Source organism: Burkholderia singularis, from assembly GCF_900176645.1.
Classification (GTDB): Bacteria; Pseudomonadota; Gammaproteobacteria; order Burkholderiales; family Burkholderiaceae; genus Burkholderia; species Burkholderia singularis.
In genome coordinates this window covers 40,499-61,649 of the sequence record NZ_FXAN01000126.1, presented here as the reverse complement: position 1 = coordinate 61,649, position 21,151 = coordinate 40,499, and the positions used below count along the sequence as shown (strand labels likewise).

18 protein-coding genes and 2 pseudogenes are annotated in these 21,151 nt (G+C 66.2%); 9 read left to right on the top strand and 11 right to left on the bottom strand.

What is annotated here, in order from left to right:
- Window positions 1–58: 58 nt before the first annotated feature.
- From BSIN_RS24215 to BSIN_RS24200, 4 genes are all read right to left on the bottom strand, one after another.
- The gene (locus BSIN_RS24215) at window positions 59–1,048 is read right to left on the bottom strand and encodes a beta-ketoacyl-ACP synthase III (RefSeq protein ID WP_069234075.1); all 990 of its coding nucleotides are present in this window, start codon (window positions 1,046–1,048) and stop codon (window positions 59–61) included.
- Entirely contained in the window at window positions 1,048–2,154 is a 1,107-nt protein-coding gene (plsX, locus tag BSIN_RS24210) for a phosphate acyltransferase PlsX (RefSeq protein WP_069234074.1), read from the bottom strand. The genes BSIN_RS24215 and plsX overlap by 1 nt, the downstream gene beginning before the upstream one ends.
- Window positions 2,155–2,293: 139 nt before the next feature.
- On the bottom strand, window positions 2,294–2,473 hold the full coding sequence (rpmF, locus tag BSIN_RS24205) for a 50S ribosomal protein L32 (RefSeq protein WP_006401275.1): 180 nt from the start codon (window positions 2,471–2,473) through the stop codon (window positions 2,294–2,296).
- A gap of 93 nt (window positions 2,474–2,566) precedes the next feature.
- A complete protein-coding gene (locus BSIN_RS24200) occupies window positions 2,567–3,202 on the bottom strand; it encodes a DUF177 domain-containing protein (RefSeq protein ID WP_059519171.1) in 636 nt (211 codons plus the stop codon).
- Between the two features lie 285 nt (window positions 3,203–3,487).
- Between BSIN_RS24200 and BSIN_RS24195 the strand changes: the two genes are divergently transcribed.
- Together BSIN_RS24195 and BSIN_RS24190 are read left to right on the top strand one after the other, a co-directional pair.
- A complete protein-coding gene (locus tag BSIN_RS24195; protein WP_089342298.1) occupies window positions 3,488–4,168 on the top strand; it encodes a Maf-like protein in 681 nt (226 codons plus the stop codon).
- Complete coding sequence (locus tag BSIN_RS24190; protein WP_059571867.1) at window positions 4,165–4,887, top strand: SAM-dependent methyltransferase; 723 nt, start codon at window positions 4,165–4,167, stop codon at window positions 4,885–4,887. Before BSIN_RS24195 ends, BSIN_RS24190 begins: the two co-directional genes overlap by 4 nt.
- A 57-nt stretch (window positions 4,888–4,944) precedes the next feature.
- Here BSIN_RS24190 and BSIN_RS24185 read toward each other — a convergent pair whose 3' ends face one another.
- From BSIN_RS24185 to BSIN_RS24170, 4 genes are read right to left on the bottom strand one after another with little or no spacing between them, the layout of a single operon-like run.
- On the bottom strand, window positions 4,945–5,946 hold the full coding sequence (locus BSIN_RS24185) for a S49 family peptidase (RefSeq protein ID WP_089342297.1): 1,002 nt from the start codon (window positions 5,944–5,946) through the stop codon (window positions 4,945–4,947).
- A 16-nt stretch (window positions 5,947–5,962) separates the two neighbouring features.
- A complete protein-coding gene (locus tag BSIN_RS24180; RefSeq protein WP_089342296.1) occupies window positions 5,963–6,361 on the bottom strand; it encodes a Rieske (2Fe-2S) protein in 399 nt (132 codons plus the stop codon).
- Window positions 6,358–7,017, bottom strand: coding sequence for an HAD-IA family hydrolase (locus tag BSIN_RS24175; RefSeq protein WP_059519161.1), 660 nt, complete (start codon window positions 7,015–7,017; stop codon window positions 6,358–6,360). The genes BSIN_RS24180 and BSIN_RS24175 overlap by 4 nt, the downstream gene beginning before the upstream one ends.
- Window positions 6,998–8,020, bottom strand: a complete 1,023-nt coding sequence (locus BSIN_RS24170; protein ID WP_089342295.1) for an RluA family pseudouridine synthase — start codon at window positions 8,018–8,020, stop codon at window positions 6,998–7,000. The genes BSIN_RS24175 and BSIN_RS24170 overlap by 20 nt, the downstream gene beginning before the upstream one ends.
- A 721-nt stretch (window positions 8,021–8,741) precedes the next feature.
- Between BSIN_RS24170 and BSIN_RS24160 the strand changes: the two genes are divergently transcribed.
- From BSIN_RS24160 to BSIN_RS24140, 6 genes and pseudogenes are all read left to right on the top strand, one after another.
- Window positions 8,742–12,032 carry an Rne/Rng family ribonuclease gene (locus BSIN_RS24160; RefSeq protein WP_089342294.1) on the top strand — a complete coding sequence of 1,097 codons (3,291 nt, stop codon included), beginning with the start codon at window positions 8,742–8,744 and terminating at the stop codon, window positions 12,030–12,032.
- A gap of 305 nt (window positions 12,033–12,337) precedes the next feature.
- A complete protein-coding gene (gene moaA / locus BSIN_RS24155; protein WP_089342293.1) occupies window positions 12,338–13,450 on the top strand; it encodes a GTP 3',8-cyclase MoaA in 1,113 nt (370 codons plus the stop codon).
- 20 nt (window positions 13,451–13,470) lie between these two features.
- Window positions 13,471–13,803: pseudogene (locus tag BSIN_RS25925) on the top strand (NTP transferase domain-containing protein); the annotation flags it as partial.
- 180 nt (window positions 13,804–13,983) lie between these two features.
- Window positions 13,984–14,400, top strand: a pseudogene (locus tag BSIN_RS25920) (NTP transferase domain-containing protein); the annotation flags it as partial.
- 114 nt (window positions 14,401–14,514) lie between these two features.
- Entirely contained in the window at window positions 14,515–15,813 is a 1,299-nt protein-coding gene (moeA, locus tag BSIN_RS24145) for a molybdopterin molybdotransferase MoeA (protein ID WP_089342291.1), read from the top strand.
- Window positions 15,814–15,848: 35 nt separating this feature from the next.
- Window positions 15,849–16,124 carry a hypothetical protein gene (locus tag BSIN_RS24140; protein ID WP_059519152.1) on the top strand — a complete coding sequence of 92 codons (276 nt, stop codon included), beginning with the start codon at window positions 15,849–15,851 and terminating at the stop codon, window positions 16,122–16,124.
- Window positions 16,125–16,445: 321 nt separating this feature from the next.
- Here BSIN_RS24140 and BSIN_RS24135 read toward each other — a convergent pair whose 3' ends face one another.
- A complete protein-coding gene (locus BSIN_RS24135; protein ID WP_089342290.1) occupies window positions 16,446–17,930 on the bottom strand; it encodes a DNA recombination protein RmuC in 1,485 nt (494 codons plus the stop codon).
- Window positions 17,927–19,354 (bottom strand): sodium:proton antiporter, encoded by a 1,428-nt coding sequence (locus BSIN_RS24130; RefSeq protein ID WP_089342289.1) that lies wholly within the window; start codon window positions 19,352–19,354, stop codon window positions 17,927–17,929. Before BSIN_RS24130 ends, BSIN_RS24135 begins: the two co-directional genes overlap by 4 nt.
- A 175-nt stretch (window positions 19,355–19,529) precedes the next feature.
- On the opposite strand from BSIN_RS24130, the gene BSIN_RS24125 reads away from it, so the two are divergent.
- Window positions 19,530–19,748 (top strand): hypothetical protein, encoded by a 219-nt coding sequence (locus tag BSIN_RS24125; protein WP_089342288.1) that lies wholly within the window; start codon window positions 19,530–19,532, stop codon window positions 19,746–19,748.
- 118 nt (window positions 19,749–19,866) lie between these two features.
- Here BSIN_RS24125 and pncB read toward each other — a convergent pair whose 3' ends face one another.
- On the bottom strand, window positions 19,867–21,066 hold the full coding sequence (gene pncB, locus BSIN_RS24120) for a nicotinate phosphoribosyltransferase (RefSeq protein ID WP_059519140.1): 1,200 nt from the start codon (window positions 21,064–21,066) through the stop codon (window positions 19,867–19,869).
- Window positions 21,067–21,151: the final 85 nt, after the last annotated feature.

Sequence of the window (21,151 nt, the reverse complement as noted above, 5' to 3'; positions counted from 1 at the left end):
TAATTGAATCGATTCGAGCGGCGCGAGAAACGCGCCGGATGGGAGCAGACAGAGCCGGTCAATAACGGAAGACCGACGCGCCCCACGTGAAGCCGCCGCCGACGCCTTCGATCAGCACGTGCTGGCCGCGCTGAATGCGGCCGTCGCGAATCGCCGCGTCGAGCGCGAGCGGAATCGACGCAGCCGACGTATTGCCATGTTCGCCGACGGTCACGATCATCCGCTCTTGTGGCAAGCCGAGCTTGCGGCAGGTACTCGTCATGATACGGATATTGGCCTGATGCGGAATCAGCCAATCGATCTGCTCGGCCGCAAGCCCCGCCTTCGACAGCGCTTCGAGCGCCACCTTCTCGAGCACGTTCACCGCGAGCTTGAACACGGCCTGGCCGTCCATGTGCAGGAAAGCGCTGCCCTCGATGACGCCGCCGTTCACGTTGCCCGGCGTGCAAAGAATGCTGGAGTAGCTGCCGTCCGCATGCAGCGCGCTGCCCAGCATGCCCGGCTCGTCGGACGCGGACATCACGACGGCGCCCGCGCCGTCGCCGAACAGCACGCAGGTCGTGCGGTCCTTGAAATCGAGAATGCGCGAGAACGTTTCCGCGCCGACGACGAGCGCCGTGCGGTGCTGACCCGAACGGATGAAGTTATCGGCCGTCGCAATCGCATACGCGAAGCCCGAGCATACGGCCTGGATGTCGAACGCCGCGCCGTTGTTCTTGATGCCGAGCTTGTGCTGCAACAGACACGCGGTGCTCGGGAAAACGAAATCGGGGGTCGACGTCGCGACGACAATGAGGTCGATCGACTGCGGATCGACATCGGCGGCCTCGATCGCGCGACGCGCGGCAACGAGCGCAAGATCGCTCGTCGTCACGTTGGAATCGGCGAAATGCCGCGCGTGAATGCCGGTGCGCGCGACAATCCACTCATCGCTCGTTTCAATGCCGTCTTTCGCGAGCCGATCGGCGAGATCCTGGTTCGTGACCCGGTTGGGCGGCAGGTAGCTGCCCGTGCCGAGCACGCGGGAATAGAGTGTCGATTGGGCCATCATGTCTTCGAGGAAAGCGCGGCGGAAGGCTCGGCTGACTGGCCAGCGGACGGGCTCGCCGGCCCGGCCCCGTTCGCTTCGCGTTCACTTTCGCCCAATGGCGCGGCATTCTCCGCCATTGCTCGCGAAAGGCGCTCCAGCACGCCATTTTTGACGGCATCATACCCGCGTTTGATCGCCCACTCAAACGCGTGCGCATCCGCGGAGCCGTGACTCTTGATGACAAGACTGCGCAATCCGAGCAGCGCGGCTCCATTGTACTGTCGATGATCGACTCGCCGCTTGAAGCGCATCAGCACCGGCAGCGCGAGAATCGCCATCAGCTTGGTCAGCCACGAGCGGCTGAACTCTTCCTTGATGAAATCGGCAAGCATCTGTGCCAGACCCTCAGAGGTCTTCAACGCGACGTTGCCGACAAAACCGTCGCAAACGATCACGTCGACCGTGCCCTTAAAGATGTCATTGCCTTCGACGTTGCCACGGAAATTCAACGTGCTCGCGCGCAGCAGCTCGCCCGCGCGCTTGATCGTTTCGTTCCCCTTGATGACTTCCTCGCCGATGTTGAGCAGACCGATCGTCGGCCGTTCCTTGCCTTCGAGCGCCGCGACGAGCGCGTGCCCCATTTCGGCGAATTGCAGCAGATGCTGCGGCTCGCAATCGACGTTCGCGCCGAGGTCGAGCATCATCGTGTAGCCCGTCGGATTGGGCAGCGCAAACGCGATCGCGGGCCGCTCGATGCCGGGCAGCGTCTTCAGCACGTAGCGGGACACGGCCATCAGCGCGCCCGTGTTGCCCGCGGACACGCAAGCCTGTGCGGCGCCGTCCTTCACGTGATTGAGCGCCACGCGCATAGAAGAATCCTTCTTCTTGCGCAACGCCACTTCGACGGGATCGTCCATCGCGATCACCTCGGTGGCTGGCACGATGGACAGCGCCGGCTCGTTGAGCGCCTTATGTTTCTTCAGTTGCGCCCGGATCGCGCTTTCAACGCCGACGAGCAGCAATTGCGCGTCGGGATGCGAGCGGACGAATTTGATTGCAGCGGGAACGGTCACGGACGGGCCGTGGTCGCCTCCCATGCAATCGATTGTGAGCTTTACAGTCATGGAATGCGACGAATTTCAGGCACAAAAAAGCGGCAGTTGAATGCCGCCTTTTTGTTGAGCCAGGAAAGTGTCAAGCGAACCGGGTGTCGCGCGAAAAGCCCGAATCATCATCAGGCGCGCGCCACGGAGACGGAAACGCTTAGTCGTTCTTCGTCTTGACGACTTTCTTGCCGCGATAGTAGCCGTTCGGGCTGATGTGGTGACGCAGATGCACTTCACCCGTGCTCGGCTCGACGGCAAGCGGCGCAGCCGTCAGGAAATCGTGCGAACGGTGCATGCCGCGCTTGGACGGCGACTTCTTGTTTTGCTGAACTGCCATGACTAACTCCTAAAAATTTTCCGGATTCTAACACAGCCCGATCCGGCGCTTCACTACCCCGGCCCTGCGGCCTCACGCCTTCCCGCGCCCCAACTAATGTGTATTGCCGCCACCCTTTTTCAGCGCCTCGAGCGCCGCAAAAGGGTTCGGCCGGCCGCTTTCGCCCGCAGCGGTTTCGTCGGGCGCATCGTCGCCCGCATCGGCCGCAGGACCGCTCGCGCCCGATGCGAGGCTTTCGTGTACCGCCGGACAGACTTCGTGCTTCGGCACGATCGGCAGTGAAAGCAGCAACTCCTCTTCGATCAAGTCGACGAGATCGAATTGGCGCGAGCCGACGATCACATCCACTTCATCCTCATCAAGCGGAAACTCGTCCGCCTCTTCTTCCGTCTCGACGATCCGGTACACGACGTCGATATCGAATGCCTGCCGGTACGGCGTCAGGCAGCGCTGGCACTCGAGCCACGCGGCGCCGTGCAACGCGAGCCGCAAATAAGGCTGCGGCCCTTCACTGCCGTCGTCCTGCAGTTCGGGCTGCGTCGAACCTTCCGCCTGCCAGGTGAATGCGGCGTCGCGCTCTGGCGCGTCCGCCGGCACTTCGTTTAACATGCGCGGCAACTGCGAAAGCGGCACCGCACCCGCGGCCTGCCGAGCGCTACGCGCGAATTCAAACAGATCGATCGCATGCGGATCGAGCGAAACCGCAGGCTTGCCTGAAGATGGATTCATGAGCGCTCCCCTGCCGTATCTATCCGTATCATCATCGGTATCGGCCCGCAGCCGGTAAGCTGAGCAGGCCGGTGCGACGGTTTCCCCGGCAAACGCGCCACGCCCGGAGCAGCACAGCCGGACATTCTCGCGAGACCGCTGCCGATGAAAAGCGCAAGAGCATACCCGTTTTACCTTTTTGAGTCAAATACTTAAGACCTCGCCGTCCATACTGTCGCATCTCGCCCACGACGGCGCCCTACACCACCCGATCCCTAGAATCGACACCCAGTCAGTCACCACATCATGCCGGATAACGCTTGCCGCCCGCCGCGGCTGATTCTCGCCTCCAGCTCCCGCTACCGGCGAGCGCTCCTTGAACGCCTGCGCGTGCCGTTCGATGTCGTCACGCCCGCCGTCGACGAAACGCCGCACCCGCACGAGACGCCATCCGCGACCGCCTTGCGGCTCGCCGCCGACAAGGCGCGCGCCGCCGCTGAACGCATCGCCGCCGACAGCCACCTCGGCCCTGCCGACCAAACCGGCTTCGACGGCGTGCTCGTCATCGGCTCCGACCAGGTCGCGACCTTCGACGGACTGCAAATCGGCAAACCCGGCTCGCATGCACACGCGCTCGCGCAACTGCAGGCGATGCGCGGCCGCGAAGTCGAATTCCATAGCGCGCTCTGCCTGTACGACAGCCGCTGCGGCACGCTGCAAACCGACGACATCGTGACGCGCGTGCGCTTCCGGGCGCTATCCGACATGGAACTCGACGCCTATTTGCACGCCGAGACGCCTTACGACGTGGCGGGCAGCGCGAAATCGGAAGGTCTCGGCATCGCGCTGCTCGACGCGATCGACTCCGACGACCCGACCGCGCTTGTCGGCCTGCCGCTCATCGCGCTCACACGAATGCTGCGCACGGCCGGCTACCCGCTTTTCGGCACGCAGGCTCAGGCCACAACGGGAGACGCCACGCAATGACGGCTGGCACGCTTTACCTGATTCCGAACACGCTCGGCGAGAGCGACGCCGCACTGCTCGCGGCCGTGCTGCCCGCCGCGGTGCAAACACGGGCGGCATCGCTTCGCTACTACATCGGCGAAAACGCGAAAACGACCCGCGCGTTCCTGAAGAAAATCGGCACCGAACAGCCGATCCAGGAAATCGAGATTCGCGAGTTGAACGTGAAGACGCCCGCCGGCGCGATCGACGGATTGCTTGCGCCGATCATCGCCGGAGCCGATGCAGGACTCGTGTCGGAAGCCGGCTGCCCGGCGGTCGCGGACCCCGGCGCGCTGCTCGTGCGGCGCGCGCACGAGCGCGGCGTGAAAGTCGTACCGATGGTCGGACCAAGCTCGATTCTGCTCGCGCTGATGGCATCCGGGCTGAACGGGCAAAGTTTCGCGTTTCACGGCTATCTGCCCGTCGATGCCGCCGCGCGCACGAAGCGGCTGCGCGAACTCGAACAGCAGTCGCGCAAGGCGAACCAGACGCAGATTTTCATCGAAACGCCATATCGCAATCAGCCGATGCTCGATGCGCTCGTCGAAACTTGCGCGCCGTCGACGCTCGTGTGCGTCGCGGCCGATCTGACGCTGCCGACCGAAACGATCGTGAGCCGCCCGGCCGGCGGATGGAAAAAGGCGCCTGTGCCGGATCTGCACAAGCGCCCTGCGATTTTTCTGCTGCTGGCGAATTGAGCGGCCGAGTCGGAAGGCGCGGCGCACCGGCGGCACACGCCGGCGCGCCGCCACGCCTCAGCGCAGCTTCAACTCGCCGCCGACGGCCGCCGCCTTCATCGCCGCCGAACCGAGCGCCGCGCCGAACCGGCGCGCGACGCGATCGCCCAGGCTTTCCTTGACCGTATAGTCGACGAGATCGGGCGCCTTTAGCAGATCGCGCGCGACGCTGTCGGTCGTGCCGAAACCGTCGGCAAGGCCGAGTTCGATGCTCTTCGCGCCCGTCCAGAAAAGCCCGGAGAAGAGATCGGGCGTCTCGTGCAGACGCGCGCCGCGGCCGTCCTTCACCGCCTTGATGAACTGCGCATGGATTTCGTCGAGCATCTGCTGCGCATGTGCGTTCATCTTCGGCGTTTCGGGCGAGAACGGATCGAAGAAGCCCTTGTTCTCTCCCGACGTATGCATCCGCCGCTCGACGCCGAGCTTATCCATCAGCCCGGTAAAGCCGAAGCCCTCCATCAGCACGCCGATCGAGCCGACGACGCTCGCTTTGTCAACGAAGATCTTGTCAGCCGCCGACGCGATGTAATAGCCGCCGGACGCGCAAATATCCGTGACGACGACATAAAGGGGCTTATCGGGATACTTCTTGCGCAGCCGGCGGATCTCGTCATAGACGATGCCCGCCTGCACCGGGCTGCCGCCCGGGCTGTTGATGCGCAGCACGACGCCCGCAGTGCCGCTGTCCTCGAACGCTTGATCGAGCGCTGTGTTGATGTCCTCGGCATTCGCATTCGTGCCGGCCGCGATTTCGCCATCGATCGTCACGAGCGCGGTATGGCGGCCGCTCGCGAGCTTCGCACCCTCGCCGGCAAATTTGACGAGCCCGACGACGAACGCGATGAGCAGAAACAAGAACACGAACCGGAAGAAGATCTTCCAACGGCGCGCGGCGCGCTGCTCGTGGATGGCCGCGAGCGCGATGCGCTCGAGCGCCGCGCGCTCCCAGCCAGGCTCCCGGGCAGCGGCATTCGACGCGGACGGCGTGGGTGAATCGGGTGGAGTAATGTGATCGGCCATGTATCGTTATCTGAAATCAGGAAGAAGCCGGACGCAGGTCGCCGTCGGGCTGCCAGAACACCGCGCGGCCGTCGGGCGTATCCCGTTCGTCGACCTTGACGGAGCGCAACCGCGCGCCGCGGCACGGGCCACCGACGCACTGCCCCGTGTCCGGAGCATAAATCGCGCCATGCGTCGCGCACATCAAGTATAAGCCGGACGACTCGAAGAACTGCCCTTCGACCCAGTCCAGCTCCATCGGAACGTGCGCACAGCGGTTTAGATAACCATACGCGCGGCCGTCGTAGCGAACGAAGAATACGACGGCGGGCTCGCCGCGCAACGTGGCGTCGACCCGCACGCCGCGGCCGCCGTCGACGAGCGCGTTGGACGCGCACACGCGCAGCGCAAGCGCGCCGTCTGCCTGATCGCTCATGCGTGCTCCCGCAGCCAGCCGGCGAGCGCGCCGACGTCGGGCGCGATGAAGCGCGGCGACAACGCCGCAAGCGCGTCGGTCGAATGCGCGCCGTATGCGACGCCGACTCCCGCCGCGCCCGCGCTCGCCGCCATTTGCAGATCGTGCGTCGTGTCGCCGATCATCAGCGTGCGCGACAAATCCTGCCCCAATTCGCGCGTCAACTCCTGCAGCATCGCCGGATGCGGCTTCGAGAACGTCTCGTCCGCGCAGCGCGTGCCGTCGAACAGGCTCGTGAGCTTGGCGTCGGCGAGCGCGCGGTTCAGGCCGACGCGCCCCTTGCCCGTGGCCACCGCCAACAAATAGCCGGCTTCGCGCAACTCGTCGAGCAACTCCCGCACGCCCGCGAACAGCTCAGTGCGCTGGTCCTGCAGCAAATAATGAAAGCGGTAGCGTTCCGCGAGACGGGGGTAGTCCGCGGGATCAAGGCTCGGCGCGGTCACGGCGAGCGCGTCGCGTAAGCCGAGGCCGATCACGTAGCGGGAGGACTCGTCGGACGGCGTGGGCAAGCCAAGATCGCGGCAGGCCGCCTGGATACAGCGCGCGATGTGCGCGGTCGAATCCATCAGCGTGCCGTCCCAGTCGAAGACGATCAGGTCAAATTGCTGTCGAGCCATGCATGTCGCGCGTATCGCGCAGGTCAGTGAGTTGGCCGAGAAAGCGTCGGCAATCGGCGGGCAGCGGCGCGTCGAATTGCAGCAGCTCGCCCGTCAACGGATGCGCGAGGCGCAACCGGTGCGCATGCAGGAACATCCGCTTGAGCGAGGGCACCGCGCTCGCACGCGCCAGCGCCTTGTTCAGCGCGAAATCGCCATACTTCGCATCGCCGACGATCGGCAAGCCCAGATGAGCGAGATGCACCCGAATCTGATGGGTCCGGCCCGTTTTGAGTTCCGCCTCCAGCAATACGTAATCCGGCCAGCGCTCGACGAGATTGAATATCGTGTGCGACGGCAGCCCGTCGTCCTGGACGCGCACGCGCCGCTCGCCGTCCGGCGTCGAATATTTGAAGAGCGGCGCCTTCACCGCGCGGCGGCGCCCCCAGTCGGGCGCCCAGTGGCCGTGCGCGCACGCGAAATAGCGCTTGTCCATCCGGTTGTCGCGAATCTGCTCGTGCAAGCCGACGAGCGCCGAGCGTTTTTTCGCAAGCATCAGAATGCCCGACGTTTCGCGATCGAGCCGGTGCGCGAGTTCGAGAAACTTCGCGTGCGGCCGTGCGCGGCGCATCTGCTCGATCACGCCGAACGCGACGCCGCTGCCGCCGTGCACGGCGACGCCTGCCGGTTTGTTCAGCGCGATGATCGCATCGTCCTCGAACAGAATGTCGAATTCGGCTGCCGGCACTTCCGCCGCGCGCGCGGGATCGGCCGCGGCGACGCGCACGGGCGGCACGCGCACGACGTCGCCGTAAGCGAGCCGGTACTGCGCGTCGACCCGGCCCTTATTCACGCGGACTTCGCCGCTGCGCAAGATCCGGTAAATATGACTCTTCGGCACGCCCTTGCATACGCGCAGCAGAAAATTGTCGATCCGCTGACCGGCCGTGTTTTCGTCGATTTCGACCAGCGAAACTTGACCGCTTGCTACCGGATTTTGGGAAATTTTGCCTAGCTCATTCATACTGAATATAATTTTGCACAGCTTTCCGCAGCGAAACGACCTGATCGGCCGTTTCGGGCGGGCTGCACGAGGCGCAAGCGCAAACTGCTATTTTACTTGCGCCCGGGGCGCGCTGCTCGCCCTCATGAGTGAAACAAGCAGCAAGTTGCACGCACGGCACCTCGCTCAGGCAGGGATCGCGCCCACAGGCGGATTCGGTCCGAGCCGTGCCGCGGTAACGGAATGTTGGACAAAAAGAATTTGATTGGAAGCTGCGGCGCGGCGCATCGCAGGCACGGCACGGCTTCCTGTTGCGAATAGAACGGCGTGCGCCCGATGTGGTCCTGCAAGAAGCGCGGGACTTGGCGACGTCAAACCAAGGAAGAACACCCCAGACGGGAAAGTCGGGCTGGATTCGATACTCCCCGCTGCGGCCGAACCGCCGCACCTGCCGCCCTCCGGCGCCGCGCGCACCTTGCGCCGCGCCCGCGGCGGTGCCCGGTCGGAGCTCGGTGCGCCGTCAAGGCGCGCGGAGTGTCGACGCCGTGTGCTTTGAAGCCGTGTTCGCAGGTGCCCATTGGCCGAAGCCCGTCGTTCGGGCTCGCGCCTATCCAGGCCATTTTCCCGCCCTCATTCCCGCTCCAGCGTGCTTGTGACAACACAATAATGCGCGGCTTGCCGTCGCCTGCGTCGCTTGGCTCAAGGGCCTGGACGTCGGCGGTCGAGCCGCTGGAGTCGTTCAATGAAACGCATGCTGTTCAATGCAACGCAGCAAGAAGAACTGCGCGTCGCCATCGTCGATGGGCAAAAGCTCATCGACATCGACATCGAAACCGCCGGACGCGAACAGCGTAAAGGCAATATCTACAAAGGCGTCGTCACCCGCATCGAGCCGTCGCTCGAGGCCTGCTTCGTCAACTACGGCGAAGACCGCCACGGCTTCCTGCCGTTCAAGGAAGTCGCCCGCCAGTACTTCAAGGACGGCGTCGACATGCGCTCCGCGCGCATCCAGGACGCGCTGCGCGAGGGCCAGGAGCTGATCGTCCAGGTCGAGAAGGAGGAGCGCGGCAACAAGGGCGCGGCGCTCACCACGTTCATCTCGCTCGCCGGCCGCTATCTCGTGCTGATGCCGAACAACCCGCGCGGCGGCGGCGTGTCGCGCCGGATCGAGGGCGACGAGCGCCAGGAACTGCGCGAAACGATGGCGCAGCTCGAAATCCCCGACGGCATGAGCATGATCGCCCGCACCGCGGGAATCGGCCGCAGCGCCGAGGAACTGCAATGGGATTTGAACTACCTGTTGCAGCTTTGGCGCGCGATCGAGGCCGCGTCGCAAAGCGGCCGCGCCGGCGAGCCGATGCTGATCTATCTCGAATCGAGCCTCGTGATCCGCGCGATCCGAGACTATTTCCAGCCGGATATCGGCGAGATCCTGATCGACACGACCGACATCTACGATCAGGCCCGCGCGTTCATGGACATCGTGATGCCCGACAATGTCGGCAAAGTGAAGCGCTATCACGACGACGTCCCCCTCTTCTCCCGCTTTCAGATCGAGCACCAGATCGAGACCGCATACTCGCGCACGGTGCCGCTGCCGTCGGGCGGCGCGATCGTGATCGACCACACCGAGGCGCTCGTCGCGATCGACGTGAACTCGGCGCGCGCGACCAAAGGCGCGGACATCGAGGAAACCGCGACCCGCACGAACCTCGAGGCGGCCGACGAAGTCGCGCGCCAGTTGCGGCTGCGCGACCTGGGCGGCCTGATCGTGATCGATTTCATCGACATGGAATCGGCCAAGAGCCAGCGCGAAGTCGAGCAGCGTCTGAAGGACGCGCTGAAGCACGACCGCGCGCGCGTGCAGATGGGCAAGATCTCGCGTTTCGGCCTGATGGAGCTGTCGCGGCAGCGGCTGCGCCCGGCGCTGTCCGAGGGCAGCCACGTCACCTGCCCGCGCTGCAACGGCACGGGCCATATCCGCGATACCGAATCGTCCGCGCTGCAAGTGCTGCGGATCATTCAGGAAGAAGCGATGAAGGAAAACACCGCGGCGATCCATTGCCAAGTGCCCGTCGAGGTGACCGCGTTCCTGCTCAACGAAAAGCGCCAGGAAATCAACAAGATCGAGTCGCGCTTCAAGGTCGGCGTCGTGCTGATCCCGAACAAGCATCTCGATACGCCGCACTACAAGCTCGAGCGCCTGCGCCACGACGATGCGCGCCTGGACGATCCGCGCGCGTCGTGGAAGATGGCCGAGGAAGCGGCCCGCGAACTCGAGGCGGAAACCGGCTACAGCAAGCGAGCCGAAGAGGCGAAACCGCGCCAGGAAGCCGCCGTCAAGGGCATTACGCCCGAGCGGCCGGCGCCGCAACGTCAGCAGCCACCCGTGCAGCAACCCGCGCCCGTGGCAGCCGCGCCGGCGGCCGGCGGCTTCGTCAAATGGCTAAAGAGCCTGTTCGGCGTGCAGCCGCAACCGGCCGCGGCCCCCGCTGCCGCACCGGCCGCCCAGGAACCGGCGGCGCGTCCGGCGCGCGAGCGCGGCGAGAAGGCAGAGCGCGGCGGCGAACGCAACCGCAACCGCCGCGGCAACGGCGCGCAGCAGACGGGCGGCCGCGAGCAGACTTCGGCGGGCACGCGTGGCCAGTCGCCGCGCGCCGAGCGCGAGGGTAAGGACAACCGCGAGCCGCGGGAAAGCCGTGAGGGCCGTGAAAATCGCGACGCGCGCGAAGGCCGCGAGAGCCGCGGCGGCCGCGACCAGCGCGAAGGCCGCGAGCCGCGCGAGGCTCGCGAGCCGCGTGAACAGCGCGAGCCGCGCGAGCGAGTCGAAACGCTCGACGGCGAGCCGGCTGCGCGCGGCGAGCGTCGCGAACGGGGTGAACGGGGCGACCGCCGTAAGCCGGTCCAGCACGTCGCCACGCTCGAAACGGTCAATCGCGGCGAAAGCGCGCATGTGGAGCCTGTCGAAAAAGCCGAGCCGTTGCCCGGTACGGATATCGGCGCCGACGCCGATACGCTCGCGCGCGACGGCGACGAACGCCGCCGCCGCCGCCGCGGCCGCCGTGGCGGCCGCCGCGAGCGCGACGAGGAGACCGCAATCGGCACGGCACAACCGGCCCAAGCGGACGAACACGTGACGGTGCAAGCACAAGCCCCGGCCGCGCAAGCGCCGCAGCAGGCGGCACCGGATACCGGCCGCGAAGTGCATCACGTTACACAAGCGGAAGTCGCCGCGAGCGTCACGGCCGTGGCCGCGGCAACGGCCGCCGTCGCGCCCGCCGCTCACGACGTCGGCAATGTGAAGGCGGAGCCGCTCGCGACAGCCGCGGACGTGCCTGCCGCTCATGACGCGCAACCGGCGCTGCCGCCGGCGCAAGCCGTCGAGACCGCAGCCGATGCCGCGCCCGCTGTACCCGTCGCACCCGTCACATCTGTCGCGCCTGCGGCGCCGGCCGAGGTTGTCGCGGCGCCCGGCGACGCGGGCGTCACGCCAGCTCCGGTCGGCAGCGCGGCCGCAGAAACCGTATCGGTTCCGAGCGACAGCGTCCGGACGGAAGACGCCGCGCCGGCCGTCGCCGCGCAAGCGCACACGCATGCCGCGCCTGCGGCAGAGGCCGCAATTGAACCGGCGATCGAACCCGCGATTGAACCGGCGCGCGCCGTAGCCGAGGCGCCGGCTTCGGCCGCCGCGGAACCGCCGCCTGCGAGCATCGCCGCCGCGCCGATCGATGCGAACGTCGATCAAGTCCCGCAGCACGCTCCGGCGCCCGCCGCCGTGGCGGCCGACATGCCCGCGGCAGCGCCTGCCGCCGCCGCGCAGCCAGTCGATGTGCAAGCCGCGGGCGCATCGGACCTCGGTTCGGTGCTGGCGGCTGCCGGGCTCGTCTGGGTCAACACCGACACGAACAAGCTGCGCGCCGCGCAAGCGGCCGCTGCGCATGTTGCGCAGCCGGTCCGTGTGCCGCGCGAGCGCAAGCCGTTGCCGCCAGTCGACACGACGCCGATGCAGCAAATCGAAACGACGCACCGCTGATCCAGCCGCGTCCGCCATCCGGGCCGCCTTTCGAAACGGCTCGGATGGCCGGCGGACGCCAGCAAACCCCACGTTCCGAAAAACGTGGGGTTTTGTTTTTTCATCCCCGGCCATAAGAACGGCCAAGGCTCAAGCAATCGGATAAGCCGCGCATGAAGGCCGGCAATACCGCGCCGCAACATGCCGACCGTGTGACGGATGCGCCGCCCTTACTTGCGTCTGTGCTGCATTTTCACGGATTTCCCTGTCCGGTTCCGCCCGCCACTTCCGGCTAAAATGGAAGCCCGGCCCTTCCCGCGACGCCCATGCCCCAACGCTTCATTCCCGTGACCCCGATCAGCGCGCCCCCCGCCGCATTCGACACGCCGCTCGAGCCGACCGGCATGCTGCGCGACGCGCTCGCGCGGCCGCTGCGCGACTTGCGCATCTCCGTCACGGATCGCTGCAATTTCCGATGCGTGTACTGCATGCCGCGCGCCGTGTTCGGCAACGACTATCCGTTCCTGCCGCACGACGCGCTGCTCAGGTTCGAGGAGGTCGAACGGCTCGCACGGATTTTCGTCGCGCATGGCGTCGAGAAAATCCGCATCACCGGCGGCGAACCGTTGTTGCGCAAGAATATCGAATTTCTGATCGAGCGGCTCGCGCGGCTCGAAACCGTGAGCGCCCGTCCGCTCGACTTGACGCTGACGACCAACGGCTCGCTGCTCGCCCGCAAGGCGCAACGCCTGAAGGAGGCGGGGCTCACGCGCGTGAGCGTGAGTCTCGACGCGCTCGACGAATCGCTTTTCAAACGCATGAACGACGCCGACTTCTCGAGCGCCGACGTCCTCGACGGCATCTTCGCCGCGCAAGCCGCCGGACTGGAGCCGGTCAAGGTCAACATGGTCGTCAAGCGCGGCACGAACGACGCGCAAATCGTGCCGATGGCGCGCCGCTTCAAAGGCACGGGCGTCGTGCTGCGCTTCATCGAATATATGGACGTCGGCACGTCGAACGGCTGGAATCTGGCCGAAGTGCTGCCGTCCGCCGACGTGGTCGCGCGCATCGCCGAGCACTTCCCGGTCGTGCCGCTCGAACGGCACACGCCGTCCGAAACCGCGCAACGCTGGCGCTATGCGGACGGCGGCGGCGAGATCGGCATGATCTCGAGTGTCACGCGGGCATTCTGCGGCGATTGCACGCGCGCGCGCCTGTCGACGGAGGGCAAGCTGTATCTGTGCTTGTTCGCGTCGTCCGGTCACGATCTGCGCAGCCTCATGCGCGGCGGCGCGAGCGATGGCCAACTCGCCGCCGCGATCTCCCGCATCTGGCGTGCGCGCACCGACCGCTACTCGCAATTGCGCGGCAGTGCGCCAGCGAGCGGTCACGACAACGGCGACGCAAAACGCGTCGAAATGTCCTATATCGGCGGCTAGGGCAGCCGCTCACTGCCAGCATGACCACCGGCCCGCATCCGTCCACCGCCGTCACCGGCCTGCTGCTCGCGGGCGGCCGGGGCATGAGGATGGGCGGTCTCGACAAAGGGCTGCAGCCGCTGCGCGGCGAGCCGCTCGCGCTGCACGTGCTGCGCCGGCTTGCGCCGCAAGTCGATGCGCTCGTCATCAGCGCCAATCGTCATCTCGACGCCTATGCGGCGCTCGGCGCGCCATTTCATGCGCGCATCGTCGCGGATATGCCCATCGCAAGCGAGCTTGCCGCACCAAGCCGCGGCGCGGACGGGCAGCCAGCCGATGCGCGGAGGGCTCATCCTTGCGCGGCGCAACCGGATGTCGGCCATACCTTTGCGGGATACGCCACCACCGCAGCCGGACATGCGGATGCCGACGCCGCCGATGCGCGCGCGGCCGGCACAGCACGCTCGCCGGCCTCGAACCCGCGCCCGATGACACGCCCGGCACCGGCGAATACGCATCGCGCCGACGCCGGCGACGCCCGCCTCCACCCGATGCCCGGCGACGCCGATCTCCCCGCCGCCGGCAGCAGCGGCGAATTCGCCGGCCCGCTCGCGGGCCTCCTCGCCGGGATGCGGATGGCCGGCACGCCGCGCGTGCTGTGCGTGCCATGCGATTCGCCGCTGCTGCCCGCCGACCTTGCCACCCGGCTTGCGGCCGCGCTCGACGCGCAGCGCGCGGACATCGCATTCGCGACGACCCTCGACGCAAGCGGCGGCATAGCGCCTCATCCCGTGTTCGCGCTCATCAACACCGCGCTCGCCGACGATCTGTATGCATGTCTTGCGGCAGGCCAACGCCGAGTACGCGCGTGGTACGCACGCCACAAGACGATCGAAGTGCCATTTGACGACGAGCGAGCGTTTTACAATGCAAATTCTTTGCGGGACTTGGCCGGCCTCGAGCGCGCTTGACGGATAGCGCATCGTTTCCGCCCGGCGCATCCGTCCCGCACGCATCGAAAACGCGGTGCCCGGCGCCCCGGATACGAACCCAATAATTCGCCGTCTGACGGCGCCACGTCACTCATGACCACGCAGACCACACCGCCCTCCGCCACCTCGCCGAAGCTCGCCGCCGTGCTGAGCGTCGACGATGCGCGCGCGCTGGCGCTGCGTTTCGTTTCGCCGGTCGTGCAAACCGAGGCTGTCGCGCTGCGCGATGCGCTGGGCCGCGTACTCGCGGAAGATGTCGTGTCGCCGTTCAACATTCCCGCCTACGACAACGCCGCGATGGACGGCTACGCATTCGACGGTGCGGCGCTCGACGCGCCGGCTGCCGACGGTGTGCTCGCACTCACGGTCGCCGGCCGCGCGCTCGCCGGCCATCCGTTTGACGGCGCGCGCATCGCGCCCGGCGCGTGCGTGCGGATCATGACCGGCGCGCCGATGCCAGACGGCTGTGACACCGTGATTGCACAGGAAAAAGTCGAAGCGGCTGGCGACGTGGTGCGCTTTGCCGCATCGGCCGTCATGCGCGGCGCCAATTGCCGGCGCGCGGGCGAGGATCTGGCGCGCGGCGCCAGTGCGCTTGCCGCGGGCCGCATCGTGCGCGCGGCCGACCTCGGCCTGCTCGCGTCGCTCGGCCTCACCGAAATCGCGGTACGTCGCCGGGTGCGCGTGGCGTTCTTTTCAACCGGCGATGAACTCCATCCGCCCGGCGAGCCGCTGCCCGCCGGCGGCCTCTACGACAGCAATCGCGCGACGCTGTTCGGCATGCTGACGCGCATCGGTGCCGATACACTCGATCTCGGCATCGTCCGCGACGATCCCGGCGCGCTCGAAGACACACTGCGCCGGGGCGCCGCGCATGCCGACGCGGTGATCACATCGGGCGGCGTGTCGGTCGGCGATGCGGACTTCACCCGCGCGCTGCTCGGCAAGCTCGGCGACGTCACGTTCGCCCACGTCGCGATGCGCCCCGGCCGCCCGCTGGCATGCGGGCGCATCTGGCCGGCCGAGCGCGGCGCGCGCTCGGCGCTGTTCTTCGGGCTTCCCGGCAATCCGGTCGCGGTCGTCGCGACGTTTCACGCGCTCGTGCGCGACGCGCTGCTTGCGATGATGGGTACCGATCCGCGCCCCGAACACCGCTATCTGGCCGTCTGCACGGCGCCACTCGCGAAGCGCGCGGGCCGCACCGAATATCTGCGCGGCCATGCGACGCGCGACGCGAGCGGCGTCTGGCGCGTCGCGCCCACTGGCTCGCAAAGTTCGGCGTCGCTCAAGAGCCTGAGCGACGCAAACTGCTTCATCGTGCTCGCGGCCGATGCCGCCGATGTCGACGCTGGCGCGACGGTCGACATCCTGCCGTTCGACGGCACTCTCTGAATTCGTTCTCAGCATTTCCACGGGGCAACTCGCATATGAAAAAACAAATCTCATCGATCGCGCCGGGGCAGACCGCGAAAGCACTGATCCTCGTCTATCTGACGTTCAGCGTGCCGATCGTGCTGCTCGGCATTCTCGTTGCATTCGTCCGCTATGGCGCGGTCGAGTTGAGTACGATCTTCAGCGCGCTGCTGCTGAATGCGATTCTCGGCTTCGTGTTGCTGTGGATCGCGTGCCACGCGTACAACTGGGTTGCGTCACGTTTCGGCGGCATTGAGATCGTGCTGTCGGACGCGCCGGAAGAGGCATAAGCACCGTGCGCGCGCCGGCCGAGGTCGATCCCGCGCAAGCGCTGTTCGGCGCACGGCCGTCTGCCGAAGCGCTCGCCGCGCACTCGCCGGCCATCTGCTGTATTTGCATAGCGTCTCGTCGTTCGTCGGCCGGCGCGGCCTGTTGCTCGACGATTGACATGTGCGGCCGGTACAGCGCGGCGCACAAGCGCATACCGCACGCCGCCGAGCCAGCCACCGGCGGTAAACCGGCCCGGCCACCCCAAAAAACGGGGCGCACGCAGCGCCCCGTTTTTCATCCGGCCACGCCGGGGCGACGTATCCGCCCCGCGCATCTCCGCTTCAGCTCTCGTCCGCTTCCACGCCGTCGCTGCCCAGCAAACCGTTCGAAACGTCGCCCGGCAACGCCTCGACCTGCTTGAGCTTGCGGTTCATCACACGCGTGCGCTGCTCGGCCGCCTCGATCGAGCGCGTGACCGACTCGAGCTGGGACTTGGTCCGCGCGAGCACGTCGCCAAACTTGCCGAACTCGGTCTTCACCGCGCCGAGCACCTGCCAGACTTCGCTCGAACGCTTCTCGATCGCCAACGTGCGGAAGCCCATCTGCAAGCTGTTGAGCAACGCGGTCAACGTCGTCGGCCCCGCGACAGTCACCCGGTAATCGCGTTGCAGCAGATCGGTGAGCCCAGGGCGGCGCAGAATTTCCGCATAGAGCCCTTCGGTCGGCAGGAACAGTAGCGCGAAATCGGTCGTGTGCGGCGGCGCGACGTATTTCTCCGCAATCGTGCGCGCTTCGGCGCGCACCCGCGCTTCGAGCGCGCGCGCGGCTTCGTCGACGGCCGCCGTATCCGCACGCTCCTGCGCGTCGATCAGGCGCTCGTAATCCTCACGCGGAAACTTCGCGTCGATCGGCAGCCATACCGGCTGCGCGTCGCTTCCCGCGCCCGCATCGGAGCGCCCAGGCAGCCGGATCGCGAATTCGACGCGCTCGTTGCTCTTCGGCACTGTCGCGACGTTCTTCGCGTACTGGTCGGGCGTGAGCATCTGCTCGAGCAATGCCTCGAGCTGCACTTCGCCCCAGGTGCCGCGCGTCTTCACGTTCGTCAGCACCTTCTTCAGATCGCCGACGCCCGCGGCGAGCGTTTGCATCTCGCCAAGCCCGCGATGCACCTGCTCGAGCCGGTCGGACACGAGCTTGAACGATTCGCCAAGGCGCTGCTCGAGCGTCGCATGCAGTTTCTCGTCGACCGTGCGGCGCATCTCGTCGAGCTTCGCGGCATTGTTTGCTTCGATTTCCTTCAAGCGCGTCTCGAGCGTTGCGCGCACCTCGCCGAGACGGCGATCGTTCGCATCGCTCAGATGCTTCAGTTGCTGATTGAGCGTGTCGCCGAACGCCTTGAGCGCGACGCCCTGCTCTTCGCGCGCGAGCTGCGACTGACGCGCGAGCGCGTCGCGCATCGCGTCGAACTGCTGCGCGTTGCCGGAGACGAGCTTCGCGAGCTGCTGCGCGAATCCGTCGATCTGATTGTTCTGCACGGTCGCAACGCTCGTGAGCTGCGCGGCAAGCGTCTGCTGCAATTGCGAAAAACTGCCGGACAGCTCGGTGCGCGAGCCGCGCGCGCTGTCGGCGATCTGCGTGCGCAGTTCGCGCTCGACACGCTCGAACGCGTGCGCATGCCGGTCGTTCGCATCGTCGATCTGCTCGACGATGCGGGCGAGATCGTCGCCGCGCGCGGCACCGCGCGACGACGCGAACAGCACGACAAGCGAGACCACGAGCGCCGCCGCCAACACAACGACGACGGCGAGCCACAATGTATCGGTCATAGAAAAAACACCCAGGTCGTCAACAGGAAGATCGGCACGAGAATCGCGCACGACCAGCCGAGATAGGCAAAGAAGCTCGGCATCCGAATCCCGCGCGATTCCGCGATCGCCTTCACCATGAAGTTCGGCGCGTTGCCGATATAGCTGTTCGCGCCCATGAACACCGCGCCCGCCGAGATCGCCGCGAGCGTCGTCGCGCCCGCCGTCATCAGCGTCTGCGCGTCGCCGCCGGCGAGATTGAAGAACACGAGATAGGTCGGCGCGTTATCGAGAAACGACGACAACAGGCCGGTTGCCCAGAAGTACATCGCGTCGACCGGTTTGCCGTCGGCGCCCGTCACGAGATGGACGATCGGCGCGAACACGCCGTCGGCGCCCGCGCGCAGGATCAGGATCACCGGCGCGATCGTCACGAAAATACCGGCGAACAGCTTCGCCACCTCCTCGATCGGCGCCCAATTGAACGCGTTGCCTTCGCGCGCCGAGCGCGGCGTGACGGCGAGCGACACGAGCGCGACGGCGGCGAGCGCGACGTCGCGCACCGCGTTTTGCAGCGCGACGTGCGCGCCGAACACGTTGAACGTGACACCCGGCTTCCAAAGACCGCTCATCAGCACAAGCGCGATCACCACGCCGAGCAGCACGAAATTCAGCTTGCCTTCGATCGAGATGCCGTGCGAATCCGGCGTCGGATCGAGAAACGGATTGTTTTCCTCGCCGCCCTTGCGGTAGTAGTACGTATCGAGCACGTAGAAAAGCACAAGCAGGATGCCGCAGATAAACAGCATCGGCAGCGCGAGATGCACGGTCGTCCAGAAGAAATCGACACCGTTCAGGAAGCCGAGGAAAAGCGGCGGATCGCCGAGCGGCGACAGCGAGCCGCCCGCGTTCGCGACGAGAAAGATAAAGAACACCACCACATGCACGACGTGCTTGCGGTTGTCGTTCGCGCGCAGAAGCGGCCGAATCAACAGCATCGCGGCGCCCGTCGTCCCCATCACGCTCGCGAGCACGGTGCCGAGCGCGAGCATGCCGGTATTGAGCTTCGGCGTGCCGTGCAAATTGCCGCGCACGCAGATGCCGCCCGCGACCGTATAGAGCGCGCCCAGCAGCACGATGAACGGAATGTATTCGTCGAACAGCGCGTGCACCAGCGTACCGAGCGCGGCGAGCGCGCCGAATGTCGCGGCAAACGGAATCAGAAACGCAATCGCCCAAGCCGCGGCGATCTTGCCGAAATGGTGATGCCAGAACACGGGCGCGATCAGCGGAAACAGCGCGATCGACAGCAGGATGCCGGCGAACGGAATCGCCCAGAACGCGGAAAGCGCGGCTGCGTCGAGCGTGGCGGCCGATGCGGGCGCGGCGGTCGCGCCGAGCATGCCTGCCAGCGTCATGCCTGCCCAGGCGGCATGTCGTTTCATGTCAAGTCCTCTTGAAGTGCGAATGGATAACGCAGCCGTCGCGATACATCGTGCGGCGCTCGCGTGAGCGCGACACCCTAAGCGGGCCGGCCCCAGTCGGCCGCCCGATGCCGACGGCGCGAGACGGCGGCTCCCTCTGAAGTTCGCCGCACGCGCGCCGCGGCAAACGAACGAAATGGACAACCGCGGCACACACGCCGCGCAGCGCCGCAAGGGGGTAAGCAGCCGCATCGAGCCGCGACGCTCGATCGACGAAACGGTCGACCAGATCACCGCCGGGGACGGCGCGCGGCGCGGTGGGCCGCACATGCGCAGGCCGCGCGGCACACTGTGCGACGAAGCGTGCAAGGACGACGCAACGGGCAGCCGATGTGCGATGCGACGCGCCGCGTGACGATGACCTTCGATACCCGCCCGATTATAACGGCCGAATCTGCGCGAACATGCTTGTGCCCGCGCGCAAAACCACCCGGAATGCTTTCGTGCGGCACGCCGTCGTGCGTCGCGCCGCGCTAATTCCCCCCGCCTTCATCGCTCGGCGGTGCGATCCCGAACACTTGACGCAGATAGGCGAGATACGCTTTGTCGTCGCACATGTTCTTGCCCGGCGAATCGGACAGTTTCGCGACCGGCTGACCATTGCAACGCACCATCTTGATGACGATCTGCAGCGGGTTGTAGCCGAGATCGTTCGTCAGGTTCGTGCCGACGCCGAATGCGAGCTTGCAGCGGCCGCGGAACCGTTCGTACAGCTGCATGACTTTCGGAATATCGAGCGCGTCGGAAAACACCAGTACCTTCGTGCGCGGATCGCAGCGGTTCGCCTCGTAGTGCCGGATGAGCCGCTCTCCCCACTCGAACGGATCGCCCGAATCGTGGCGCGCGCCGTCGAAAAGCTTGCAGAAGTACATATCGAAGTCGCGCAGAAACGCGTCCATCCCGTAGACGTCCGACAGCGCGATCCCCAGATCGCCGCGATATTCCTTCGCCCACATCTCGAAGCCGTAGATCTGCGAATCGCGCAGCCGCGGGCCCAGCGCCTGGCACGCCTGCAGATACTCGTGCGCCATCGTGCCGAGCGGCGTGAGCCCGTGCTTCATCGCGTAATAGACGTTGCTCGTGCCGGCGAACTGCGGGCCGAGCCCGTTGCGCAGCGTGAGCGCGACCTCCTCGTGCCAGACCTTCGAGAAGCGCCGGCGCGTGCCGTAGTCGGCGATCTTGCAGTCGGCGAACTCGGGCTTCGCGCCGAGCAGCTTGATCTTCTCGCGCAGCCGCTCGCGCCCTTCGCGGTAGTCCGGCTCGCGCTGCGTGTTGCGGAAGTAGACTTCGTTGACGATCGCGAGCACCGGAATCTCGAACAGGATCGTATGCAGCCAGGGCCCGCGAATCTCGATGTCGATCTCGCCGTTGCCCTTCGGCGAGGGCGACACGTCGATGTACTTCTCGTTCAAATGGAAAAGCTCGAGAAAATCGACGAAATCGCTCTTCACGAAACGCAGCCGGCGCAGATAGTCAAGCTCGGGCTGCGTGAAGCGCAATCGACACAGCGCGCGGATCTCGTCGCGAATCTCGTCGACATAGGGCACGAGGTCCGCGCCCGGCGTGCGGCATTTGAACCGGTACTCGACAATCGCCGCCGGGAAATGATGCAGGACGACCTGCATCATCGTGAACTTGTACAGATCGGTATCGAGCAGCGAAGTGATGATCATGTGTCGAGGCGGCCAAAATCGAGACGAGGTTCGCGCGCGGGCGCGCAGCGCGCCCGTCTTCCCGTTCAATGTTACCCGAATGCGC